Annotated in this window: 16 protein-coding genes; 6 read left to right on the top strand and 10 right to left on the bottom strand. The window is 56.3% G+C overall.

Features of this window, described 5'->3' with window-relative positions:
* Nucleotides 1–192 precede the first annotated feature (192 nt).
* Nucleotides 193–672 (top strand): GreA/GreB family elongation factor, encoded by a 480-nt coding sequence (locus H8E27_02675; protein ID MBC8324518.1) that lies wholly within the window; start codon nt 193–195, stop codon nt 670–672.
* Here H8E27_02675 and H8E27_02670 read toward each other — a convergent pair whose 3' ends face one another.
* The 6 genes from H8E27_02670 to H8E27_02645 all read right to left on the bottom strand — a co-directional run bounded on the left by H8E27_02670 (nt 673) and on the right by H8E27_02645 (nt 10,177).
* The gene (locus H8E27_02670) at nt 673–2,649 is read right to left on the bottom strand and encodes a 1-deoxy-D-xylulose-5-phosphate synthase (GenBank protein MBC8324517.1); all 1,977 of its coding nucleotides are present in this window, start codon (nt 2,647–2,649) and stop codon (nt 673–675) included.
* A gap of 3 nt (nt 2,650–2,652) precedes the next feature.
* Nucleotides 2,653–2,910, bottom strand: coding sequence for an exodeoxyribonuclease VII small subunit (gene xseB / locus H8E27_02665; protein ID MBC8324516.1), 258 nt, complete (start codon nt 2,908–2,910; stop codon nt 2,653–2,655).
* A 53-nt stretch (nt 2,911–2,963) separates the two neighbouring features.
* A complete protein-coding gene (gene xseA / locus H8E27_02660; protein MBC8324515.1) occupies nt 2,964–4,349 on the bottom strand; it encodes an exodeoxyribonuclease VII large subunit in 1,386 nt (461 codons plus the stop codon).
* A 1-nt stretch (nt 4,350) separates the two neighbouring features.
* Entirely contained in the window at nt 4,351–5,547 is a 1,197-nt protein-coding gene (gene trpB / locus H8E27_02655) for a tryptophan synthase subunit beta (protein MBC8324514.1), read from the bottom strand.
* Nucleotides 5,548–5,618: 71 nt separating this feature from the next.
* A complete protein-coding gene (locus H8E27_02650) occupies nt 5,619–8,420 on the bottom strand; it encodes a protein kinase (GenBank protein ID MBC8324513.1) in 2,802 nt (933 codons plus the stop codon).
* Nucleotides 8,420–10,177, bottom strand: coding sequence for a DUF4339 domain-containing protein (locus H8E27_02645; GenBank protein ID MBC8324512.1), 1,758 nt, complete (start codon nt 10,175–10,177; stop codon nt 8,420–8,422). The genes H8E27_02650 and H8E27_02645 overlap by 1 nt, the downstream gene beginning before the upstream one ends.
* 336 nt (nt 10,178–10,513) lie before the next feature.
* On the opposite strand from H8E27_02645, the gene H8E27_02640 reads away from it, so the two are divergent.
* Both H8E27_02640 and H8E27_02635 read left to right on the top strand, forming a co-directional pair.
* A complete protein-coding gene (locus H8E27_02640) occupies nt 10,514–10,936 on the top strand; it encodes a hypothetical protein (GenBank protein ID MBC8324511.1) in 423 nt (140 codons plus the stop codon).
* 258 nt (nt 10,937–11,194) lie between these two features.
* Nucleotides 11,195–11,944, top strand: coding sequence for an FHA domain-containing protein (locus H8E27_02635; protein MBC8324510.1), 750 nt, complete (start codon nt 11,195–11,197; stop codon nt 11,942–11,944).
* Here H8E27_02635 and H8E27_02630 read toward each other — a convergent pair.
* Both H8E27_02630 and H8E27_02625 read right to left on the bottom strand, forming a co-directional pair.
* On the bottom strand, nt 11,941–12,564 hold the full coding sequence (locus H8E27_02630; GenBank protein MBC8324509.1) for a phosphoribosylanthranilate isomerase: 624 nt from the start codon (nt 12,562–12,564) through the stop codon (nt 11,941–11,943). The two genes, H8E27_02635 and H8E27_02630, sit on opposite strands and share 4 nt — an antisense overlap.
* The gene (locus H8E27_02625) at nt 12,565–13,617 is read right to left on the bottom strand and encodes a sugar phosphate isomerase/epimerase (GenBank protein ID MBC8324508.1); all 1,053 of its coding nucleotides are present in this window, start codon (nt 13,615–13,617) and stop codon (nt 12,565–12,567) included. It abuts the gene before it with no gap.
* A gap of 90 nt (nt 13,618–13,707) precedes the next feature.
* Between H8E27_02625 and H8E27_02620 the strand changes: the two genes are divergently transcribed.
* The 3 genes from H8E27_02620 to H8E27_02610 are packed head-to-tail and all read left to right on the top strand — an operon-like array spanning nt 13,708 to nt 16,594.
* Nucleotides 13,708–14,535 (top strand): haloacid dehalogenase-like hydrolase, encoded by an 828-nt coding sequence (locus H8E27_02620; protein MBC8324507.1) that lies wholly within the window; start codon nt 13,708–13,710, stop codon nt 14,533–14,535.
* Nucleotides 14,532–15,605, top strand: coding sequence for a hypothetical protein (locus H8E27_02615; GenBank protein ID MBC8324506.1), 1,074 nt, complete (start codon nt 14,532–14,534; stop codon nt 15,603–15,605). The genes H8E27_02620 and H8E27_02615 overlap by 4 nt, the downstream gene beginning before the upstream one ends.
* Nucleotides 15,602–16,594 carry a carbohydrate kinase gene (locus tag H8E27_02610; protein ID MBC8324505.1) on the top strand — a complete coding sequence of 331 codons (993 nt, stop codon included), beginning with the start codon at nt 15,602–15,604 and terminating at the stop codon, nt 16,592–16,594. Before H8E27_02615 ends, H8E27_02610 begins: the two co-directional genes overlap by 4 nt.
* A gap of 7 nt (nt 16,595–16,601) precedes the next feature.
* On the opposite strand, the gene H8E27_02605 is transcribed toward H8E27_02610, so the two are convergent.
* A complete protein-coding gene (locus tag H8E27_02605) occupies nt 16,602–17,600 on the bottom strand; it encodes an FAD:protein FMN transferase (GenBank protein MBC8324504.1) in 999 nt (332 codons plus the stop codon).
* Between the two features lie 106 nt (nt 17,601–17,706).
* Nucleotides 17,707–19,047, bottom strand: a complete 1,341-nt coding sequence (locus tag H8E27_02600; protein ID MBC8324503.1) for a Gfo/Idh/MocA family oxidoreductase — start codon at nt 19,045–19,047, stop codon at nt 17,707–17,709.
* Nucleotides 19,048–19,064 lie beyond the last annotated feature (17 nt).

The following is a 19,064-nucleotide window of genomic DNA, read 5'->3' as shown; positions in this document are numbered from 1 at the left end:
CCCCCAAACCCCCTACCCCCAAACCCCCACCCAAACCCCCAACCAAAAAATGGCCCCACCCCAACCCCAAATACCCCCCCGGCCCCCCCCCCAAGTCCCCCCCCCCCCCCCCCCCCGCGCCCCCCGGCGCGGGGGCGGGGGCAAACTTAAATTAGGGGTAAAGGGAGGGACCCCCCCCCCCCCCCCCCCGCCGTGACTAAGCTCCAAGTCATTCAAAAAATCATCAATAAGCTCCAAGCCGAATCGGAAACGTACACGCGTGTTGCAAAAGCATCGCATACAGAGGCGACAGCGGAAGAAAATCGGGCTGAGAATAAATACGACACGCGCGGACTTGAGGCTTCTTATCTCGCGGCCGGCCAAGCCAATAAAGTCGTTGATTTAGAGGAATCCATCGCGGCGTTTGAAGGATTAATGGACAAGAAATTCAGCACTGACGATTGCATTGATATTGGCGCGTTGGTCGAAATTGCTCAGGCCGCTGAACGCGCATATTATTTCATCGGCCCATCCGCCGGTGGCACGGAAATTGAAATCGAAAAAAACGAGGTGCTGGTCATCACCCCACAATCACCTTTGGGGTCACAACTGCTGGGGACCACACAAGGGGCGGAATTGAAAATTGACCTCGCAGGCCGGAAACAAGCGGTGAAAATTTTGCGTGTCAATTGATCAGGCCGCGGCAGTCACTTTGCTGTTGGCTTTGGCTGCGGGGGTGGCTTTTATTTGGGCGATAATTGCTTTGGAGGTAAGACCGTATTTTTCGCGGAGTTCGTTGACGGACGAGGCGTGTTCGATGAATTGATCGGGCCAGCCGATGCGTAGCAGCGGGGTGCTGATGCCTTTTTCAACGAGTAATTCGCTAACCACGCTGCCGTAACCGCCGGGGAGCACGTGGTCTTCAAGGGTGACAATTTGGTCGGCGGTCTTAGCGAAATACTCGGTGGTGGCCTCGTCGATGGGTTTAGTGAAACGCGGGTTGATGAGGGCGCAGTCAAAATCTTCGCCCAATTCTTCCGCGGCTTTTTGCGCGATGGTGAACATCGGGCCGAGGCCGAAGAAAGCGATCTTGCGTTTGCCGCTGTCTTTGAAATTTTGCACGACTTCGGCTTTACCAATTTCGAGCATCTCGGGTTCGTCTTTTATTTCAGTGCCTTCAGCAGCTCCGCGTGGGTAACGGATAAAGGTCGGATGTTTGTGCCGCGTGGCGGTGAACATCATATCAGCCAGTTCATCTTCATTGCGGGGAGCCATCGCCACAATGTTGGGCACGCAACGGAGATAGGAAATATCAAACAACCCGTGATGAGTTGGACCATCGTTAGCGGAGAGCCCGGCCCGATCCATACAAAAAGTGACGGGCAAATCCTGCAGCGCGACATCGTGGATGATGCAGTCGTAGGCGCGTTGGAGGAAGGTGGAATAAATCGCCACCACGGGATGACATTCCATCGTGGCCATTCCGGCGGCAAAAATGACGGCGTGTTCCTCGGCGATGCCCACGTCGAAATAACGCCCGGGCATTTCGTCGCGCAAATATTTCAAGCCGGTGCCACTGGGCATTGCCGCCCCTACGCCAACGACACGACTATCGCGCTCGCAAATTCTCAGCATTTGTTGACCAAATACATCCTGCCAATTGGGTGCCGAGCCGCTTTTGGCCGAAGGCGTGTGGCCGGTCTTAGCGTCATACGGGCCGAGGCCATGAAATTTTTCCGGTTGCTTGAGTGCCGCGTTGTAGCCTTTGCCTTTTTTGGTGAGCACGTGCAGCACCACGGGATGATCGCAGCTTTTGGCATACTCGAGTGATTTGATCATCAACGGCAAATTATGGCCGTCCAGCGGGCCGATGTAGCGAATGCCCAGCTCTTCAAAAATAACGCTGCTCGCCGTGCCACCGCGTCCATCCTGTGACGCAGGCGGTTGATGTTTGAGCGAGCTTTCGGAAACTTCCGCTTTGAGCGCGCCTTCGGCACGATTACCAAGCCGCACCGCAAAATCTCCTTTCGGCAGTTTCTTCACCAACCGCGACAGATCATCGTGCAGGCGATTGTAACCGGGGTTGGTGATGATTTTGTTGAGGTACTTCGAAATCGCGCCGACATTTTTATCGATGCTCCACTCGTTGTCATTGAGGATGCCAATAAATTTCTCGGTGGTCTGGGCAATATTGTTGAGTGCCTCGTACGAAATACCGTTGGTGAGTGCGGCATCGCCGAAGACGCAGACGACATCCTCATCAGTTTTCTTTTGGTCGCGTGCCGCGCACATTCCGAGTGCGGCGGAAAGCGCGGTGCCCGCATGGCCCGCGCCAAAGCTATCGTGCTCGCTTTCCGATCGCAGCGCAAACCCATTGAGTCCGCCGGTCTGGCGAATCTTGGCAAAACCTTCGCGGCGGCCGGTGAGCAGCTTGTGGACGTAACTTTGATGGCTGACGTCCCACACAAATTTATCGTGCGGCGTGCTGAACACTTTGTGCATGGCGATGGTCAGCTCCACCACACCGAGGTTGGGGCCGAGGTGGCCGCCAGTTTTTGCCAGCTTGGTGATGAGTTCCTCACGCAATTCGGTGGCAAGTTGTTCAAGCTGGTCTTCCGTCAATTTCTTGACGTGCGCCGGCTCACTAATCATATCCAAAAAACCACTCATCAATTAATCCTCATCATTGCGCAGCGTCACGGGACGCGCGACTAATTCGTCCTCCAAGGTTTTTTCCAGTTGCGTGATTCGTGTCTCGGCGGATTGGAGTTGCTCCTCGCACGCTTTTACCAGCTTCGTACCCTCCTCGTATCGCACCAGCAATTTATCCAGTGGCAACTCATCGGATTCCATTTCTTCCACTATGGATTCCAACTTCTCCACGGCGTCTTCAAAGGAAACTTCCGCCTGTTTTTTGCCCTTGCTTGGCATCGCCAAAGCTTACGCGAGCGCAGGCTGAAAAGTCGAGTGTGAAGCGGGGCGAGCTATCCCACCGTGCTTTCGATGCTGCCATCGCGCAATTGCGTCCGTACGCACGTGCCGGCCGGGGCTTGTTTTACCGAACGAATCACCTTTTGGGTGTGGACATCGAGCGTGATGGAATAGCCACGCGCAAGGACATTGGCCGGCCCCAACAGTCGCAAGCGGTCCACCAAACGCGTAAGGCGTTGGGCTGCGCGATCGAGATGATGCCCCTTTCGCTCGCGCAAACGCGCCGCCAGTTGTGCCGCTTGTTGGCGGCGATGCCGAACAACCCATTTGGGGTGTACGCGCAACAATCGCTCGGCCAAGCTGCGCCAATGGGTGGAACAAATTTGCCGTCGACTTTGCGCCGCGCGTTGGAGATCGGTGTGAAGTTCGTCCACGCGCTGCATGCGTTCCTGCAAACGACGGCGTGGATGACAGCGACCGAGACGATGGGCGATGACGGCGATGTGTTCCTTGAAAGAATCACGGCGACGACGCACGAGCCACGTAAGGCGATTGCCAGTGGTGGCCAATGAATCCTGCAAGGCCACGGCGGCAGTGGTGATGATTTCAGCTGCGGCACTGGGTGTGGCAGCGCGCGCGTCAGCCACAAAATCGCTGATGGTGAAATCGATCTCGTGACCCACCGCCGAGACCACCGGAACGATGGAGGCGTGAATCGCGCGCGCTAAGGATTCCTCGTTGAATGCCCATAAATCTTCGAGGCTTCCGCCCCCGCGCGTGATGAGAATGAGGTCGAGCGGTTCAGTTTCCGCCCAACGATTGAGTTGGCCGATTGCTTCAGCAATTTCATTCTCTGCGCCCTTCCCTTGGACGCGGCTCGCGGCGAGCACAATTTGCAATGAAGGCTGGCGGCGGCGAACCACGTGCAACACATCGCGCAAAGCGGCCGCGCTCAGTGAGCTGACAATGCCAATGCGTTGCGGGAAGCTCGGGAGTTCCTGTTTGCTTTCCGCATCAAAGAGCCCCTCGCTCTGCAATTTGGCCTTGAGCTTTTCAAACTTCGCCTGTAACGCGCCCACACCCTGCATTTCCACCGCGCGCACGATGAGTTGATATTGGCCGCGCTGCTCGTACACCGTGAGGTCGCCCTGCAGCACCACCTTTTGGCCATCCTCCATCAACTCCCGCTGGTCCACGCGCGTGCCGCGAAAGAGCACGCACGTTAACTGCGTGCGGACGTCCTTGATGGAAAAATACATATGCCCCGAAGCCTGCGCGCGGAGATTGGAGATTTCGCCCTCGACCCACACTTGGCCGATTTGATTTTCCAAAGCGCGCTTTACGCGCGTGGTCAACTCGGAAACCGTGAAGACATCGCGTGTTTCCTTTTCAGCAAATAACTCGCCGAAGTCCCATTGAGATTGGGAATCTTTAGCCACGTTAGAGGTTTGCTCGCGCGGCTACTTGCGCCACATCCTTGTCGCCGCGGCCGGAGAGGTTGCAGATAATGATTTCGTCGGATGCCATTTTCGGGGCACGGGCGATCACTTCCGCGATGGCGTGGGATGATTCGAGCGCGGGGATGATGCCTTCGAATTTGGAGAGTTTAAAAAAGGCTTCGAGTGCTTTTTCGTCGGTGGCGTAGGTGTACTCGGCGCGGGATTGGTCGCGCAGCCAAGCGTGCTCAGGGCCAACTGCAGCGTAGTCAAGTCCAGCGGAAACGCTTTGGGTGAGTTGGATTTGGCCGTCTTCGTCCTGCAGCAAAAACGATCGCGTGCCTTGCAATACGCCAACGGAGCCGCCTTGAAAACGCGCGGCGTGTTTTTCCGGCTCAATGCCCTCGCCCCCGGCCTCCACACCGACCATCGCGACATCTTCGTCTTCGATGAAGGGATAAAACAACCCGATCGCATTGGAACCACCACCAACGCAGGCGACCAGCAAATCCGGAAGGCGTTCCTCTTGTTCCAAAATTTGGCGGCGCGCTTCGTCGCCAATGACGCGTTGGAAATTCCGCACCATCACTGGATACGGATGTGCGCCGTAAGCCGTGCCCAAAATATAATGCGTGTGGCGAACGTTGGTGACCCAATCGCGCATCGCCTCGTTGATGGCTTCCTTGAGCGTGCGTTGGCCGGCCTCCACGGCGACGACTTCCGTGCCGAGCATTTGCATGCGAACGACATTAAGATGTTGCCGGTCGCAATCGTGCGCGCCCATATAAACCACGCATTCGAGGCCAAACATCGCTGCCACAGTGGCGGTGGCTACGCCGTGTTGGCCCGCACCGGTTTCGGCGATGATGCGGGTTTTGCCCATGCGTTTGGCGAGCAGGATTTGGCCCATGGCGTTGTTGATTTTGTGGGCACCGGTATGAAGGAGGTCTTCGCGTTTGAGATAAATTTTTGCGCCGCCCAATTCTTCGGTGAGGCGTTGGGCGTGATAGAGGGGCGTGGGGCGTCCGCAAAATTCACGCAAATAATAATCCAGTTCGTGTTGGAAATCGGGGTCTTGTTGGGCGCGGAAATATTCCTCCTCTAATTCGCGCAGTGGATGCACGAGGGTCTCAGGGACATAGCGTCCACCGTACGAGCCAAAGCGGCCGGCGGTGTCAGGAACTGTTTCGGTGTCAACCATTGGGTTTGGTTAACACGAAATGAAGCGCGAATCAATTCGGGAGGGATGTGCGAAGGTGGCCCGTGCAGAAATCAGGCCGCTGCGCGGAGGTTGACTAATGGGGCGGAGAGTTTGTCGGGGAGTCGTTGCAGGAGGGGGTCCATCAGTTTGGCGGGGATGCGGACACCTTTCCAAAAGAGAAATGCACCCACGCCCGCGAGCAGCACCACAGTGCCGAGCGCGTAAAGCCAAAACCAACTGACGGGTTTTTCGCCATCGTATAAAGCGCTGACATCTTCGGGCGGCAAATCGCGCAAATAAAACCGGACGTCATCGATGGAGCCGTGAAAATAGCTGTATTCAACTTTCTTCACTCCCGGTTCGCCTTCATTTTTCTTGTTGCGGTTCTTTGGTTTTTTAGATTTGGGCGTGAGGGGCGGGCCGCCGAGACGGAGAGTGGCGCTCGTGGTGGCGAGTTGATTGGTGAACGTGCCCAGCAAATCACCATCGAGATAAAGTGAGATGAGTTTCATCGTATCATCGTAGCTGAAGACTGCATGATGCCATTGGCCGGCGCGAATGCTGCCGCCGCTGAGATAATTCGTCCCTCCCCCCCAATTACCCACGAGACCTTCCTCCGAATCGACCAAAATTTCCCAGCCGGCATTGGCATCGGCGGAGCCGATGGCAGCGACGGATTGGCGGCTGTTTGTGATTTCTTCCGGCTTGAACCACACGCTTAAGGCACGCGATTCGTTCGGGCTGGCGAGGAGATAACTCCGGCTGCCACCGCGGCCGGAGGCGAGGCTGTTGGTCATACCATCAAATAAATACGCGGCGTTGGGTTCGCCAAAACGATCTTCGGTGGGTTCAGGTTTAAGTAGAGGATTATTTGTGGGCTCCGCAAGACTAAAGCCTCCGGCCGACCCTTTAGAGGGCAGGCTCTCTTTTACATTTTTAATATCACCCGCGTTGAAAGGATAGTAAACAAGCATTTCCTTTTCGAAAGGTGCGGGCTGTTCCACCACATAAAGCTCCTTGACCTCATCTCCCTCAAGCGAACGATTGTAAATCCGCACCTGATCAACCGCACCGTCCGCATGCCATTGATGGGTTTTCCCCAAGGGACTGGCCACGCCGATGCGCCATGGTTTGCTGGAAACATAACCGCGTGAGTTGGCGGGGAATTTTGCGCTTCCCGATTCCTGTCCATCCACAAATAACTTCACCGTGCCCTCGGAACGATTCACGGTGCCAACTACGTGATGCCATTCGTTTTCGTCAAATTTGCCCGATGAGATCGCTGCTACAAGATTGGTTTTGCCGCTGGCAACGTATTGATGGCTCATCACGAAGCGCCGGTCATAACCATAGCTCAACCCAAGGTGATGGCCGGGTTTCATCAGGATGGCGTATTGTTGTTCGTGTTTTGTTTTTTCGCCCGGCACGGAGTACGGCATAAAATGCGCGCTCAAGGTGAAGTTTGCACCTTGAATAGATTCCAAATTTTTTCCGCGATAGTTGAGGATGTCCACGTAATTGGTGGAGGTAAGATTCAACCCGCGATCACTTTGGCGTTCCTCAAACTGCAACTGCCCGCGTATCGCAGCAAGCTGAGTGTTCGGCGCGCTGTCGAGGCTGAGGTAAACGATCTGCCCGTTCTGAAGCTTTTGACGTAGTTGCGGCAAATCATAAACCGGTGGCGGCTTGAAAACCATCCAGCCCAGCACGCCCAACACCAACACACTTAGCACGGAGCAGACGCCCTGGAATTTTTTGCGGTTTAAATCGAAGACCAATTCCTTAGAAAACCCCGGAGGCTGGAACGCCAAGCGAATCGTCTTGAGCGTGGCCGCGCCACCTTCGCTGAGAATCCAGTTTTTTATTTCCTCCGCGCTGGCCGGGCGATGGGCGGACTCTTTGCTAAGGCAAGCGAGCACGAGTTGGTCAACGTAATCAGGGATGTCATTTTCGATGCCGAATTCCGCCAGCCGTTCCATCATCGAAATGGGAGGGCGATTCATCACTTGCGCATTGACGTTGCCGGTATAAAACGGCGGCTTGCCCGTCATCAAATCGTAAAGCGTGGCACCGAGCGCATAAATGTCATCGGTAGCCCGCGGCACTTCGCCGTTCATTTGCTGCGGGCTCATAAAAAGCAGCGTGCCACTCACGGCGTGTTTCATTGATGAAAAGCTAATCGAATCCGCCATAGACGCCGCGATGCCAAAGTCGCAAAGCTTGAGGCGACCTTCATTGTTGATCATCATTTGCGTGGGCTTGAGATCGCGGTGGACGGTGTTTTCGTTATGGGCAGTGGTCAGGGCATCGCAAAGTTGGATGATGTATTGCTTGATATCTTCCCACGCGAAGACGCCGTTGGCTTGGTCGCGCCGCATCTCGGCAAGCTCCTGCCCTTCCACAAACTCCATCGTCACAAATGGATCCTCGCCGGGCGGATTCACAAAGTCGTGCATCCGGATGATGTTCGGATGGCTGAGCTTGCGGCTCTTTTGCACCTCGCGCTTCATATCATCCAGCGCGCTTTCGTCCACCGCCATTTCCGGCGGAAAACTCTTGAGGGCGACCTCCTCATTGAGTTGTTCGTCCAAAGCCAAATACACTACACCCATCCCGCCTCGGCCGAGTTGCTTGAGAATGCGGTAACGCCCGCCGCCACGATACTCGCCCGCTGCAGTCTCAGTCAGTTGAGGTGCGGGGGTAGCCGCTTGATTGAGGTTGGCGGCGACTTGCGAAAGTTCCGCCCACGTTTCCATCGGATCGTACCACGCTAAATCGGTAGGCAAGAGCGAGCCTTCCGTCATCAACTGATTCACCTGTTCAAGCGAATATGGCCCAAACTCTGCTCCATCACGATTGATCCGAATCTCCATCACTCGCCGGAAGATTCTGGGGGTTCGGGCGCAGGCGTCGGCTTAGGCTTTGTGGGCATATCCAATTTTGACCACTGCCCGTGTGCGAGCTTGGCTAACTGCGGAACCAATTCTGCCACAAAAATCCGCGTGACAGTTTTTACGCGGGCAAACGATTGCGAAGCGGTTTGCCCGTTTACATTCCCTTTGAAAAGCACGCCATTTCCACGCACATCCACAGTAGCCAGTAACCCGCCAGATCCTTGGCTCCCCGCCAGCGCCGCCAACGCCGATTGTAGGGAGGGCGGCACATCCTGCCACAACGCGAGTTTCTGCCACTTGGCCAATTCCGTGCGATATGTGGGTGAAAGATAAAAAACGAAATTCGATAGGGGCACCGTTAGGCGAGTTGGATTTTGTCCCAGCAATCCCGCCCAATGAGTCGTGCCGCCCATCTTCCCTGTGGCGTTTCGAACCAAAGCACTCGAAGCAGCCGTCTCGCTAAATGACAACGCCAGCACCAAATAATTTCCTGACTGACAAATCGACGGCACCAGGTCCAGCTTTTCAATTTCCTCCGGCAGCTCCAGCTTTTCATAAACCCGCAGCGGCACATCCACATTTTTTATTTTCGCCGTGCGAGCCGGTTCCTGCAAATCCTTGAGTTGTTCTCCGAGCACTTTTCCCAAGGCACCATCTTTCACACCCAATACCAACAACAGCCCCGGCTTCCCTAATTCAGTTTTCCCGTCGCTGGCGCGAAACTTGGTGTTATTAACCGATAGAAATAAACCCGCCTCGCCCGTCCACGATTTCAGCAGCACATCCATCGGCACTTCTATTTTCAATGACTGCCAAGCATCGGTCAACGGCTCAGCCACTCCCAGCTCGCTGAACCACTGGCTCATTTCAGAAACATTCACGCGCCCGTGGACGGCCAGCACGGTATCCGCCGACATCAGGCACAGTCCATCGAGCGCCGCGCCCTGGTTATTGAGGACACTCCACAGGCGATTAGTGGAACCCTTTGGATGATGCACCATTGCCACGTGGCGAAACTGCCCGGCTTTGACAAACACACTGCTCATTCCAAGCGCGTCGAGTTTACTCACCCCGCCCTTTTGCAACGCATCCCGCGCGAGCGACACGATCCCTTTGGCCGCCGGTGTGGTGGTGGTGTCTCTGGAAAACTGATTCATCCAATCGCCCGCTTCAATGGTGAGCCCACTCACATTCCGCGTAAAATGAAATTCACCGCGCAAATCCAACTGCTCATTCACCTCATCGATAGGCGCGACACCACTGGCAGCGGCTTGGGCGGCATTTTGATATTTTTGAACATGCGGCGGCACCACTTTAGGCGGCGCAACCGCAACTTTTTCCGGCACCACAATTTCCACCAACACGCTGCACAAACTCGCAAGATCACCCTGTCCGAAAACAAATTGATACGCCCCCAACCCGCCCACCGCCAGCAGCACCACAGCCACCACCCACATCCGCCGCCCTCGCGGCTTCGGCGTCGCCTCCTCACCTGTAATAGCCAAGCCCGGCACCGCATCGGGCGCAGCCGCCATCGAAACCGTAGCCGTGGCGGGCGCTACTTGAGTGCCCGGCATTACGAGCCCGTCGATTTGATTCAGTGGAATCCATTCCGCAAACCCCTCCGCCCAGCCGAGATCCGAAGGCTCAAGCATACCGCCAGCCAATTGCGCATTCATCTGTTCCGCCGTCCACGGACCCAATTGCTGACCATCTTTTGAAACTAAAAAAGACACAATTTTTTGACTCCCCCCAAAAACCACCTATTCAATTCCTACTCATCCCCCATCAGCCCCATCAGCGGCGTAGACCGCACTACTCCACCTTCATCATCGCCAGCACCACCACCATGCCCACAATAACTAAAAAACTAACCACCGCCAAAATAATGCTCACCTTATCCACCTCGCCGCCAGCGGGAGCAATGGGTGCGCCAGAAACCATCCCTCCTTGTGCCCCCCCCCCCGGCTGAGCACCCGGAACAGTTCCAGCCATTTCACCCGCCGGCACAGGCCCCGCCACCGGGACACTTTCTGGCGCAACCGTAGCATAAGGATCTCCGCCCACTGCAGGTGCAGGTGCAGGTGCAGGCGCAGGCGCAGGCGCAGGCGCAGGTGCAGGCGCAGGCGCAGGCGCAGGTGCAGGCGCAGGTGCAGGTGCAGGCGCAGGTGCAGGTGCAGGGCCCGCTTGCATGGTTGCATACGGATCTGCTCCCGGTGCAACGGCAGGGGGAGCTGCAACCGGCGCTGGGGCTGCAACCGGCGCTGGGGCTGCAACCGGCGCTGGGGCTGCAATCGGTGCTGGGGCTGCAACCGGCGCTGGGGCTGCAACCGGCGCTGGGGCTGCAATCGGTGCTGGGGCTGCAATCGGTGCTGGAGCTGCAACCGGTGCTGGAGCTGCAACCGGTGCTGGGGCTGCAACCGGCGCTGGGGCACGGGCTGTTGGTGGTGCTCCTCCGGGTGGTGCGGCGCCTCCGCCGCGGCCGGGCATACTAATTTTGATTGTCTGCTTGGAATCCGGCTTGGGAGGCATGCCAATCCGCACGGTAGCCTTTTTAGGGCCAGGCGCGCCGGGGGGCGCATCGCCCTGCATTGTCGCATATGGATCCGGTTCAGCCATGACCTTGACTCATTCTGGCCCTGTGTTTTAATAATACCACCGCGCGGGCCAACGCTCTTTCCAAGTTAACATAACTGGAGCGCAAACAAAAGGACTTACGTCCGCGGCTGAAATGGATGCCACCGATTGTTGCCATGTCATTTGAAATCGAAATAACTTATGATGGGGAGGTTCGGACGCTTGAAAATTCCAAGCCCGAACTCACCGTGGGCCGTAGCACGCCGGCGGCCGAGGTGGATGTGGATCTTTCACCGGACAAAAGTGTGTCGCGTAAACATTTTCTCATCAAACTCGAGTACAATATGAGCAACGCCAAAAATGAGGCGTGGATTGTTGATCTCGGCAGCAGTCGCGGCACCACCGTCAACGACGAAAGGGTAACCGATCCGGTTAAAATCACCCGCGCAGATGTGGTGAAAGCTGGTGACAGCGAACTACAAGTAAAAATCAAGCAAGCGCCCAAGGAAAAATCGAAGATGAGTTTTCAGGAAAAGGTCGCCGCGCGGAGTGGTGCCTTTGGCGAAACAGCGCCGAAACCCCTGCCTTCCAATCCCTCCAAACTTTCCAAACCCAAAGATCGCCCCACCAAAATCGCAACCCGATCCGACGAAGAAATTCCGCCCCCACCACCCGCCGAAGAACCCGTGCTGACCTCCGTCGATGAAACCGCCCCAGGTCTCATGGCCGCACTCACCAGCGGCGCGCACCAAACCGAATGCGCCGGATTCGTGGCTTACTCCATTGAAGATCTCGCCACGGCGGCGAATCGTTACGCGCGCGAAAATAAAATGCACGCCATCAGCGCTTCGGTGGTGCAGGAAGGCAAAGGCTCCAGCGCATGCTTCCGCGCGCTGGTGGTTTTCCAGAACCCCAACTGCGACTAATTCAAAGCACCCTTTGCTGCGGACACAAACGCGCGCATTTTGTCCGCACACTTTTTTCCCGGCTCAAGTTCCACACCACTCGACACATCCACCGCAAACGGTTGCACTTGTTGCACCGCTTGCCCGACGTTTTCCGCTGTCAATCCCCCCGCCAAAAAAATGGGGCGGCCAAATTCCCGGGCACGAACCGCAAGATTCCAATTAAACTGCGCCCCGGTACCGCCGAGTTCATCTTTCACAAACGCATCGAGCAAGAAACCATCCGTCGGATAACGCTCCATTTCCTCCAACGTCTCCGGCCCCTTCATCCGAAACGCCTTCAACGTCATAATCGCAAACCGCCCGCAATCCTCCGGCGTTTCGTCCCCGTGAAACTGCGCAATACTCAGCGTGCACTCCGCGATAGCGCGTGACACCACGGCCTCCGCTGCATTCACAAAAACCCCCACGCGCACAATATGCGGCGGCAACGCAGCGGAAATCGCCTTCGCTTGTTCAATGGAAACATAGCGCGGACTGTCCTCATAAAACATCAACCCAATCGCATCCGCGCCCGCGTCCGCTGCTGCAAGGGCGTCGGCCTCGCTGGTGATGCCGCAAACTTTGACCGTCACGCTCATTTAGATCCGACCCAACCCCAGCTTTCGGCAAAACCGAATGCTGCGTTCGATGTCGCCTTTTTGAAAAACCTGCTGCGCTTTTTTGCGATCCATGCCCGCCGCCGGTTTGAAAGCCGCCAACGCTTTGCCACGTTTTGCAAATGCCTCAAATTGCGCGTACCCCTTCGGCTTGCCTTTTGGCCACGCCTTCCAAAAATCATCCGTCTTCACTTTCAGCTCGTGATTGAAACCGGAAATCGTCTCGATACAAACCGGCGCGTCCGGACACACTTTACCAAAATGCGAAAAATATTTTTTCCAATCCACCAAACCCTCGCCCATCGCACGCCACGCAGCCGTGAACCCGTTCACACTCGGCCACGCCATTGTGTCGCGCAAGCTGCTGGTTAATGTGTATGGCGCAAGATTGTTCAAATTCTCCATTGGATCCTCCAGCGTCCACACCGCGTTGCCGGAATCAAGATTCACGCCCACCCAATCCTTCCCCGCGGCCTCGACCAATCGCACCAGTTCCAACGAGTGCATATCGCCCGCGTGATTTTCCACCGCGATTTTGATGCCCGCGTCCGTGGCGCGCGACCGGTTGGCTTTGAGAAATTTGACCATGTCATCAATGCGCGCCTCGATGCCGCCCTCGGTGAGACGATCCTTGCGCGAACCCAAAACCACACGGAACACCGGCGATCCCAACGCTTTGCAAACACGCACACCCAGCGCCAAGTGTTCCGTCGCCGTGCCCCAATCTTTTTTGAACGTCACGGAAGTGGGGCACAAACTCCACGAGCCGACGTAGAGCCGGATGCCTTTCTCATCCGCGTGACGTTTTACTTCCCGCAAATATCGCGGTGTAAAGCTCTCGAACGCAAACAAGTCGGTGATGAAAAGCGAATCGCATTTCAGCGTGGCTGCGTAATCGATCAGTTCATCCGCCTTCCAACCCATCGCGCGCACGGCGAAATTATCCAGCCCCAAACGCAACGGCTTGGGCGTTTTGGCAAAGGCGGGCGAGGCGGCCGCGCTAACACTGGTGGCAATAAATTGGCGTCGATTCATAGGCCGCCTATTGGGGAACAGCCGCGCCCTCGAATCAAGTCTGTTTCTCACAAGATTGCTTTTTTGCTAAAATCCGATTTCACTGTCCGCGTGCCGACCACTACGGACCCATCCCCCCTCGAACTGCTCCCCAGCTTCACACCCCGCCCTCGCGCTACGCACGTGGTGTTCGATTTCGATGGCACGCTCTCCTGGCTCCGCCACGGCTGGACCGAGGTGGCGCAAACCGTGCTGACCCCGCGTTTCCCGTTGCGCGAAGGCGAAACGATTGATGATATTCGCACGCATTTATTTCATGAGATGATCCGCTTCAACGGCCGCCCCACCCCGTTGTTCACCACCGAAATGGCCGCGCAAATCCAACAACGCGGAGGTCAAGCTCAGGCCGATGAACTGCTTGAATCTTTTTTGGAACCGCTCCATGCCAATGCCCACGCACGCTACGCAAAACTGCGTGACGGTACGGCAACACGTGACGATTACATCATCCACGGCGGACGCGCCCTGTTGGAGCTACTTGCCGCACGCGGATTGGCCATCATCATTCTCAGCGGCAATCCGCACGACCAAATCAACACCGAAGCTGAAATGCTCGGCCTCACCCCGTTTTGCAAGGGCCACGTCTATGGCCACACCGATGCAGATCATTTCACCAAACAAAAGGTGCTCGAAAAATTGATGGCAGAAGAATCATTCACTGGCGACAACTTCGTCATGTTCGGTGACGGTGCAGCGGAAATTGAAGCCACCCGTAATCTGGGCGGACTCGCCATCGCCGTGTGCAGTGACGAACATGAAAACGGTTCCGGCCGAGTGGACGAACACAAACGTACCGTCCTCATCGAATCCGGCGCCGATGCAATTATTGCCGACTATCGAAATCCCGGAACTCTACTTCAAACAATTTTAGGCGAATGAAACCCATCGATCTTTCACAACTCAAAGTCTACCCCCTTGCCGAGCGCGACAGTATGGCTGGCATCGAAGAAATCCTCATCGATCCAACGAACCCACCCGCCGAGCTATCACCCGCCAATCGCGGACATATTGTGCGATGCGCAAATGACATCCGCAGCGCCCGGGAAAAAGGCGCGAGCGTGATGTATATTTACGGTGCGCACTTGATAAAAAACGGTGCGCATCTGCTGATGGAAAAACTGATGTCGGACGGTTGGATCACCCATCTCGCCACCAACGGCGCAGGCGTCATTCACGATTGGGAATGGGCGCATCACGGCCAATCCACCGAAAGCGTACGCGCTAACGTCGCCACCGGCACCTTTGGTGCGTGGGAAGAAACTGGCCGCTGCATTCACCTCGCCGTCCTTGCGGGCGCGCTCAAGAACGAAGGCTTTGGCCAAAGCGTCGGCCGCATGATCGCCGAGGATGGCGTAACACTCCCCACCTTGGCCGAATTGGAAAACCAATTCAGCCCAGCCCACACCGAGCTGTTGCACGCGATGCGCCAGCACAACCTCGCCGAAGGCGGCCACACAATTCCCCACAAGTGGAAATCATCCTCCGTGCTCGGCAATGCGTTCAAGCACGGCGTGCCGCTCACGGTGCATCCGGGAATTGGCTACGACATCATTTCCAATCACCCAATGTTCAACGGTGCCGCACTCGGCCGCGCGGCAGGATTAGACTTCGCAACCTTCGGCGGCTCAGTCGAAGAGCTCGACAGCGGCGTGGTGCTTTCGGTGGGCAGCGCTATTATGGGGCCACAGGTTTTTGAAAAGAGCATTTCCTGCGTCAATAACCTGCGCCTGCAGGAAGATCGTCCCATTGTGAAGGACCATTCGCTTTATGTCGTAGATATCCAAGACGGCGGAGACTGGGATTGGACCACCGGCGAGCCGCCCAAAGACAACCCCGCCTATTACCTCCGCTTCTGCAAAAGCTACGCCCGAATGGGCGGCGCGATGCACTATGCGCAATGCGATAACGTCAATTTCACCCACCACCTTCTGCGCGAACTGGAATCGTGACCGCCGAGCGCTTCCAAAAAATCACCAACCAATTCCCATCGCTGCGCATCGCGGTGGTGGGCGATTACAGTTGCGACCGTTATCTGGAAATCGATTCTTCAATAAACGAAACCTCCATCGAAACCGGTCTCCCCGTGCACAACGTTACCCATGTACGCGCCCAACCCGGCGCGGCCGGAACGGTGTTGGCCAATCTCTCCGCCCTCGGGGTGGGTGAGCTTTGGCCGGTAGGCTTTTGCGGATGCGATGGCGAAGGCTTCGAACTCCAGCGCGCGCTTGAGCCATTGCCCGGCGTGAATCTGAATTATTTTTTTGAAAGCAAAGCGCAGCGCACTTTCACCTATTGCAAACCGCTGATGATGGAGCCCGGCCGACCGCCGCGCGAACTCAATCGCCTCGACAGCAAAAATTGGCATCCCACGCCTGACGCGTTGCAGCAAAAACTCGCCAACGCCGCTCGCGCGCTCGCGGAAAGAGTGGATGCGATGATCGTGCTCGATCAAGTGGATGAGCCGGAAACCGGCGTGGTGACGCAAAGCTTTTTGACGGTCCTTGATGAAATCAAAACACAAACACTCGTCATCGGCGACAGCCGTCGGGGGCTAAAAAATTGGCCGCACATTATTTACAAAATCAACGCCACCGAATTAGCGCGGTTCACTGAAGGTGAACCCCAAACCGCCGCTGCCGAGTTGGCCCAAAAAACCGGTCAGCCAGTCTTCGTGAGCGTGGCCGAAAAAGGAATTTTTGGCGTGGCACCGGATGGCGAGGTCATTCATTCCCCTGCCCTAACGCTACGTGGCGAAATTGACATCGTCGGCGCAGGCGACGCTGTGACGGCCAACCTCGCCGCCGCACTCGCTTCCAATGCGGAATTGCCCGAAGCGCTGGAGTTGGCCAATCGCGCCGCCTCGATCGTCATTCACAAACTGGGCACCACCGGCACAGCGTCGGTGGAAGAGATTGACACTTGGCAGGTTCACGCATAGCGCGTCTCTACCATCGCCAATGAGTTGATTCGGTAATGCGTGGTTTTTCGTTTTTCAAATCCAGGAAAATTGCCTGAAGTTTTTTGGGGTTGGCGAAGTTTAAGCCTGCTTTGAGGCCCATGACGCTGATGGCCGTGGCGTGACTGTCGGCGGTGGTGGAGGTGTTGGAGATTACAGTCACTTGCATTCGATGATTGAGGCCGTAGCCGGTGCGGGGGTCGACGATGTGGGAATAGCGGCGGCCGTTGATTTCGATGTATTGCTCGGTGTCGCCGCTGGTGGAGAGGGCTTGGTTTTTCAGAAAAACCGTCCGGGGGTAGATATTCCCGAATTGATCGACGTTACGGATGTCGACGCGCCAGCCTTTGCGCCCGATGGGCGGTGCGCTGGTGAGCATATCTCCACTGGCGGCGACAAAGGCGCGGCGAATGCAATTGGCTTTGAGCATTTTCATCGCTTCGTCGACAGCGTAGCCTTTCGCGATGCCACCGAGGTCAAGTTGCATATTAGCGACGAGTAAGGTGACGGTGCGAGTTCGGGGATTGAGTTTTATTTGTTTATAGCCAACGCGGCTTTTCACGGCGGCGAGGGCTTTTGGGTTGGGGAGTTTTTGTTGGCGGCGGGCGGTACGCCAAAGGCGGATCATTGGGCCGGCGGTGATGTCGAATGCGCCATCGGTTTCGCGGGCGAGGGTTTGGGCGTGTTGGAGGATGCCGAATAGTTCGGGGCTGACTTTGACGGGTTGACCGTGGGTTTTTTGGCAAAGGCGGTTTAGTTCGCTAGCGGGATCATAGTCAGAAAAAATGGCATTGAGCGCTTCCACACGGGCGTAGGTTTTGCGCGCGATTCGTTCGGCGGTGGGGCGATCTTTGGCGTAAAACCTAAGATGAAAGTCCACCCCCATCTCAGGATCCACAAACTCGAAGCGTTGCCACGTGGCATCATCCGGCAAACTACACCAGCCTCCGAACGGCAAAAATCCGAGCAAACAAATTAACTCCCGCACGACCGAAGAATGCGGGTGTCGAATGGATTAGGCAACTCGATAAATGGGCTGACCAAAAAAACGCCGCCCCGTGAAGGGCGGCGTTCAACGCGTGAAGTTGATGGCTTTAGGCGAATGGATTCCAAATCCCGGGCTGAGGAACAGGGTACTTGCCATCTTCACCCTTCATCGCCGGCGGATCGGAGTCCACAGTCCATTTGTCGATACCGGGGCAGTAGTCATGTCCCTTGTTCAACAGATCGTCCCACTTGAGCTGGCGGCCCGAATAACAAGCCTCGCGACCAAGGATGGCCGTGAAGGTTGCCTTAGCGCCGTACTCCCCTTCGTTGTAGATTTCCCCATTCGCTAGAGATTCAATAAGGTCAGTTTGCTCCTGCTGGTGACCGCCGCCTTTGCCTTGGATTGGGATTGGGTCGCCATCGAACGGGTTGATGGAAGAAGCCAGTTTGCATGTACCCTTGCTGCCGTGGGCGTACTCGGCGACTTGACCGAAGGTTGCGTTGCCGCCGAGATGGCGACCCTGACTGTACATCTTGTGACCGTTGGCATAGGTGTACTCAACGAAGGTATGATCGAAAATCTGCGTCTTCGTGCGGTCGCCGTATGTTTTCCCCACTTGGCGCATCTCGCCGCCGCCCATTCCGTTTGCCATAACCGGATAGCCCTGCATGACCCAGTTACCCACGTCGAGATTGTGAATGTGCTGCTCGCAAATCTGATCGCCGCTGGCCCAGATGAAATGATACCAGTTGTTGCACTGAAAGGTCATTTCGGTTTGCTCGGGCGTGCGGTCACGGTACCAAATTCCGCGACCGTTCCAATAGACTCGCATTAGGTTGATCTCACCAATCGCACCGTCGTGAAGGCGTTTGATGTTGTTAATATACCGCTCCTCGTGGCGCCGTTGCAGCCCAATCCCGACCATGAGATTCTTTTTCTTTGCCTCCTGAGTGGCTGCCAGCACACGCCGGACTCCCGGAGCGTCGGAAGCAACCGGTTTCTCACAAAAGATGTGTTTACCTGCTTTCACCGCGTACTCAAACTGCTGCGGCTTAAAGGCCGGCGGCGTTGCGATGACGACCAGATCTGCACCCGAATCGATCGCCGACTTGTAGCCATCGAGCCCGCCAAAGATCCTGTCCTCGGGAACGTCTACCCAATCATTAAACTGCTTCCTATAACCGGCAACACGATCTTTGGCTTTCCCCGCATTTACATCGGCCACGGCGACGAGTTTGGTGTTCCCTTTGGTGTTCCTGATTTGGCTCACGGCACCACTGCCGCGCCCCCCACAGCCCACGAGTGCTACGCTTATCGTGTCGCTGACGGCAGCGTGCGCCACGCGTTCGATGGGTAACTGGCTCAGCACCGCACTTGCGGCGGCCACCTTGCCGGAGGATTTAAGGAAATGACGCCGGTTGACGTTGGTTTTAGATTTTTTTTTCATGGCAATAAAAGGATTAT

The sequence above is a fragment of the Limisphaerales bacterium genome (genome assembly GCA_014382585.1).
In the GTDB taxonomy this organism is placed as follows: domain Bacteria; phylum Verrucomicrobiota; class Verrucomicrobiia; order Limisphaerales; family UBA1100; genus JACNJL01.
This window is presented reverse-complemented; position numbering and strand designations above follow the sequence as displayed.

Coding starts and splice junctions, on each gene's coding strand:
- trpB (MBC8324514.1), bottom strand. CDS start 5,547: ATGGTTGACACCGAAACAGTTCCTGACACCGCCGGCCGCTTTGGCTCG.
- H8E27_02600 (MBC8324503.1), bottom strand. CDS start 19,047: ATGAAAAAAAAATCTAAAACCAACGTCAACCGGCGTCATTTCCTTAAA.
- H8E27_02625 (MBC8324508.1), bottom strand. CDS start 13,617: ATGAATCGACGCCAATTTATTGCCACCAGTGTTAGCGCGGCCGCCTCG.
- H8E27_02615 (MBC8324506.1), top strand. CDS start 14,532: ATGAAACCCATCGATCTTTCACAACTCAAAGTCTACCCCCTTGCCGAG.
- xseB (MBC8324516.1), bottom strand. CDS start 2,910: ATGCCAAGCAAGGGCAAAAAACAGGCGGAAGTTTCCTTTGAAGACGCC.
- H8E27_02630 (MBC8324509.1), bottom strand. CDS start 12,564: ATGAGCGTGACGGTCAAAGTTTGCGGCATCACCAGCGAGGCCGACGCC.
- H8E27_02635 (MBC8324510.1), top strand. CDS start 11,195: ATGTCATTTGAAATCGAAATAACTTATGATGGGGAGGTTCGGACGCTT.
- H8E27_02650 (MBC8324513.1), bottom strand. CDS start 8,420: ATGGAGATTCGGATCAATCGTGATGGAGCAGAGTTTGGGCCATATTCG.
- H8E27_02670 (MBC8324517.1), bottom strand. CDS start 2,649: ATGAGTGGTTTTTTGGATATGATTAGTGAGCCGGCGCACGTCAAGAAA.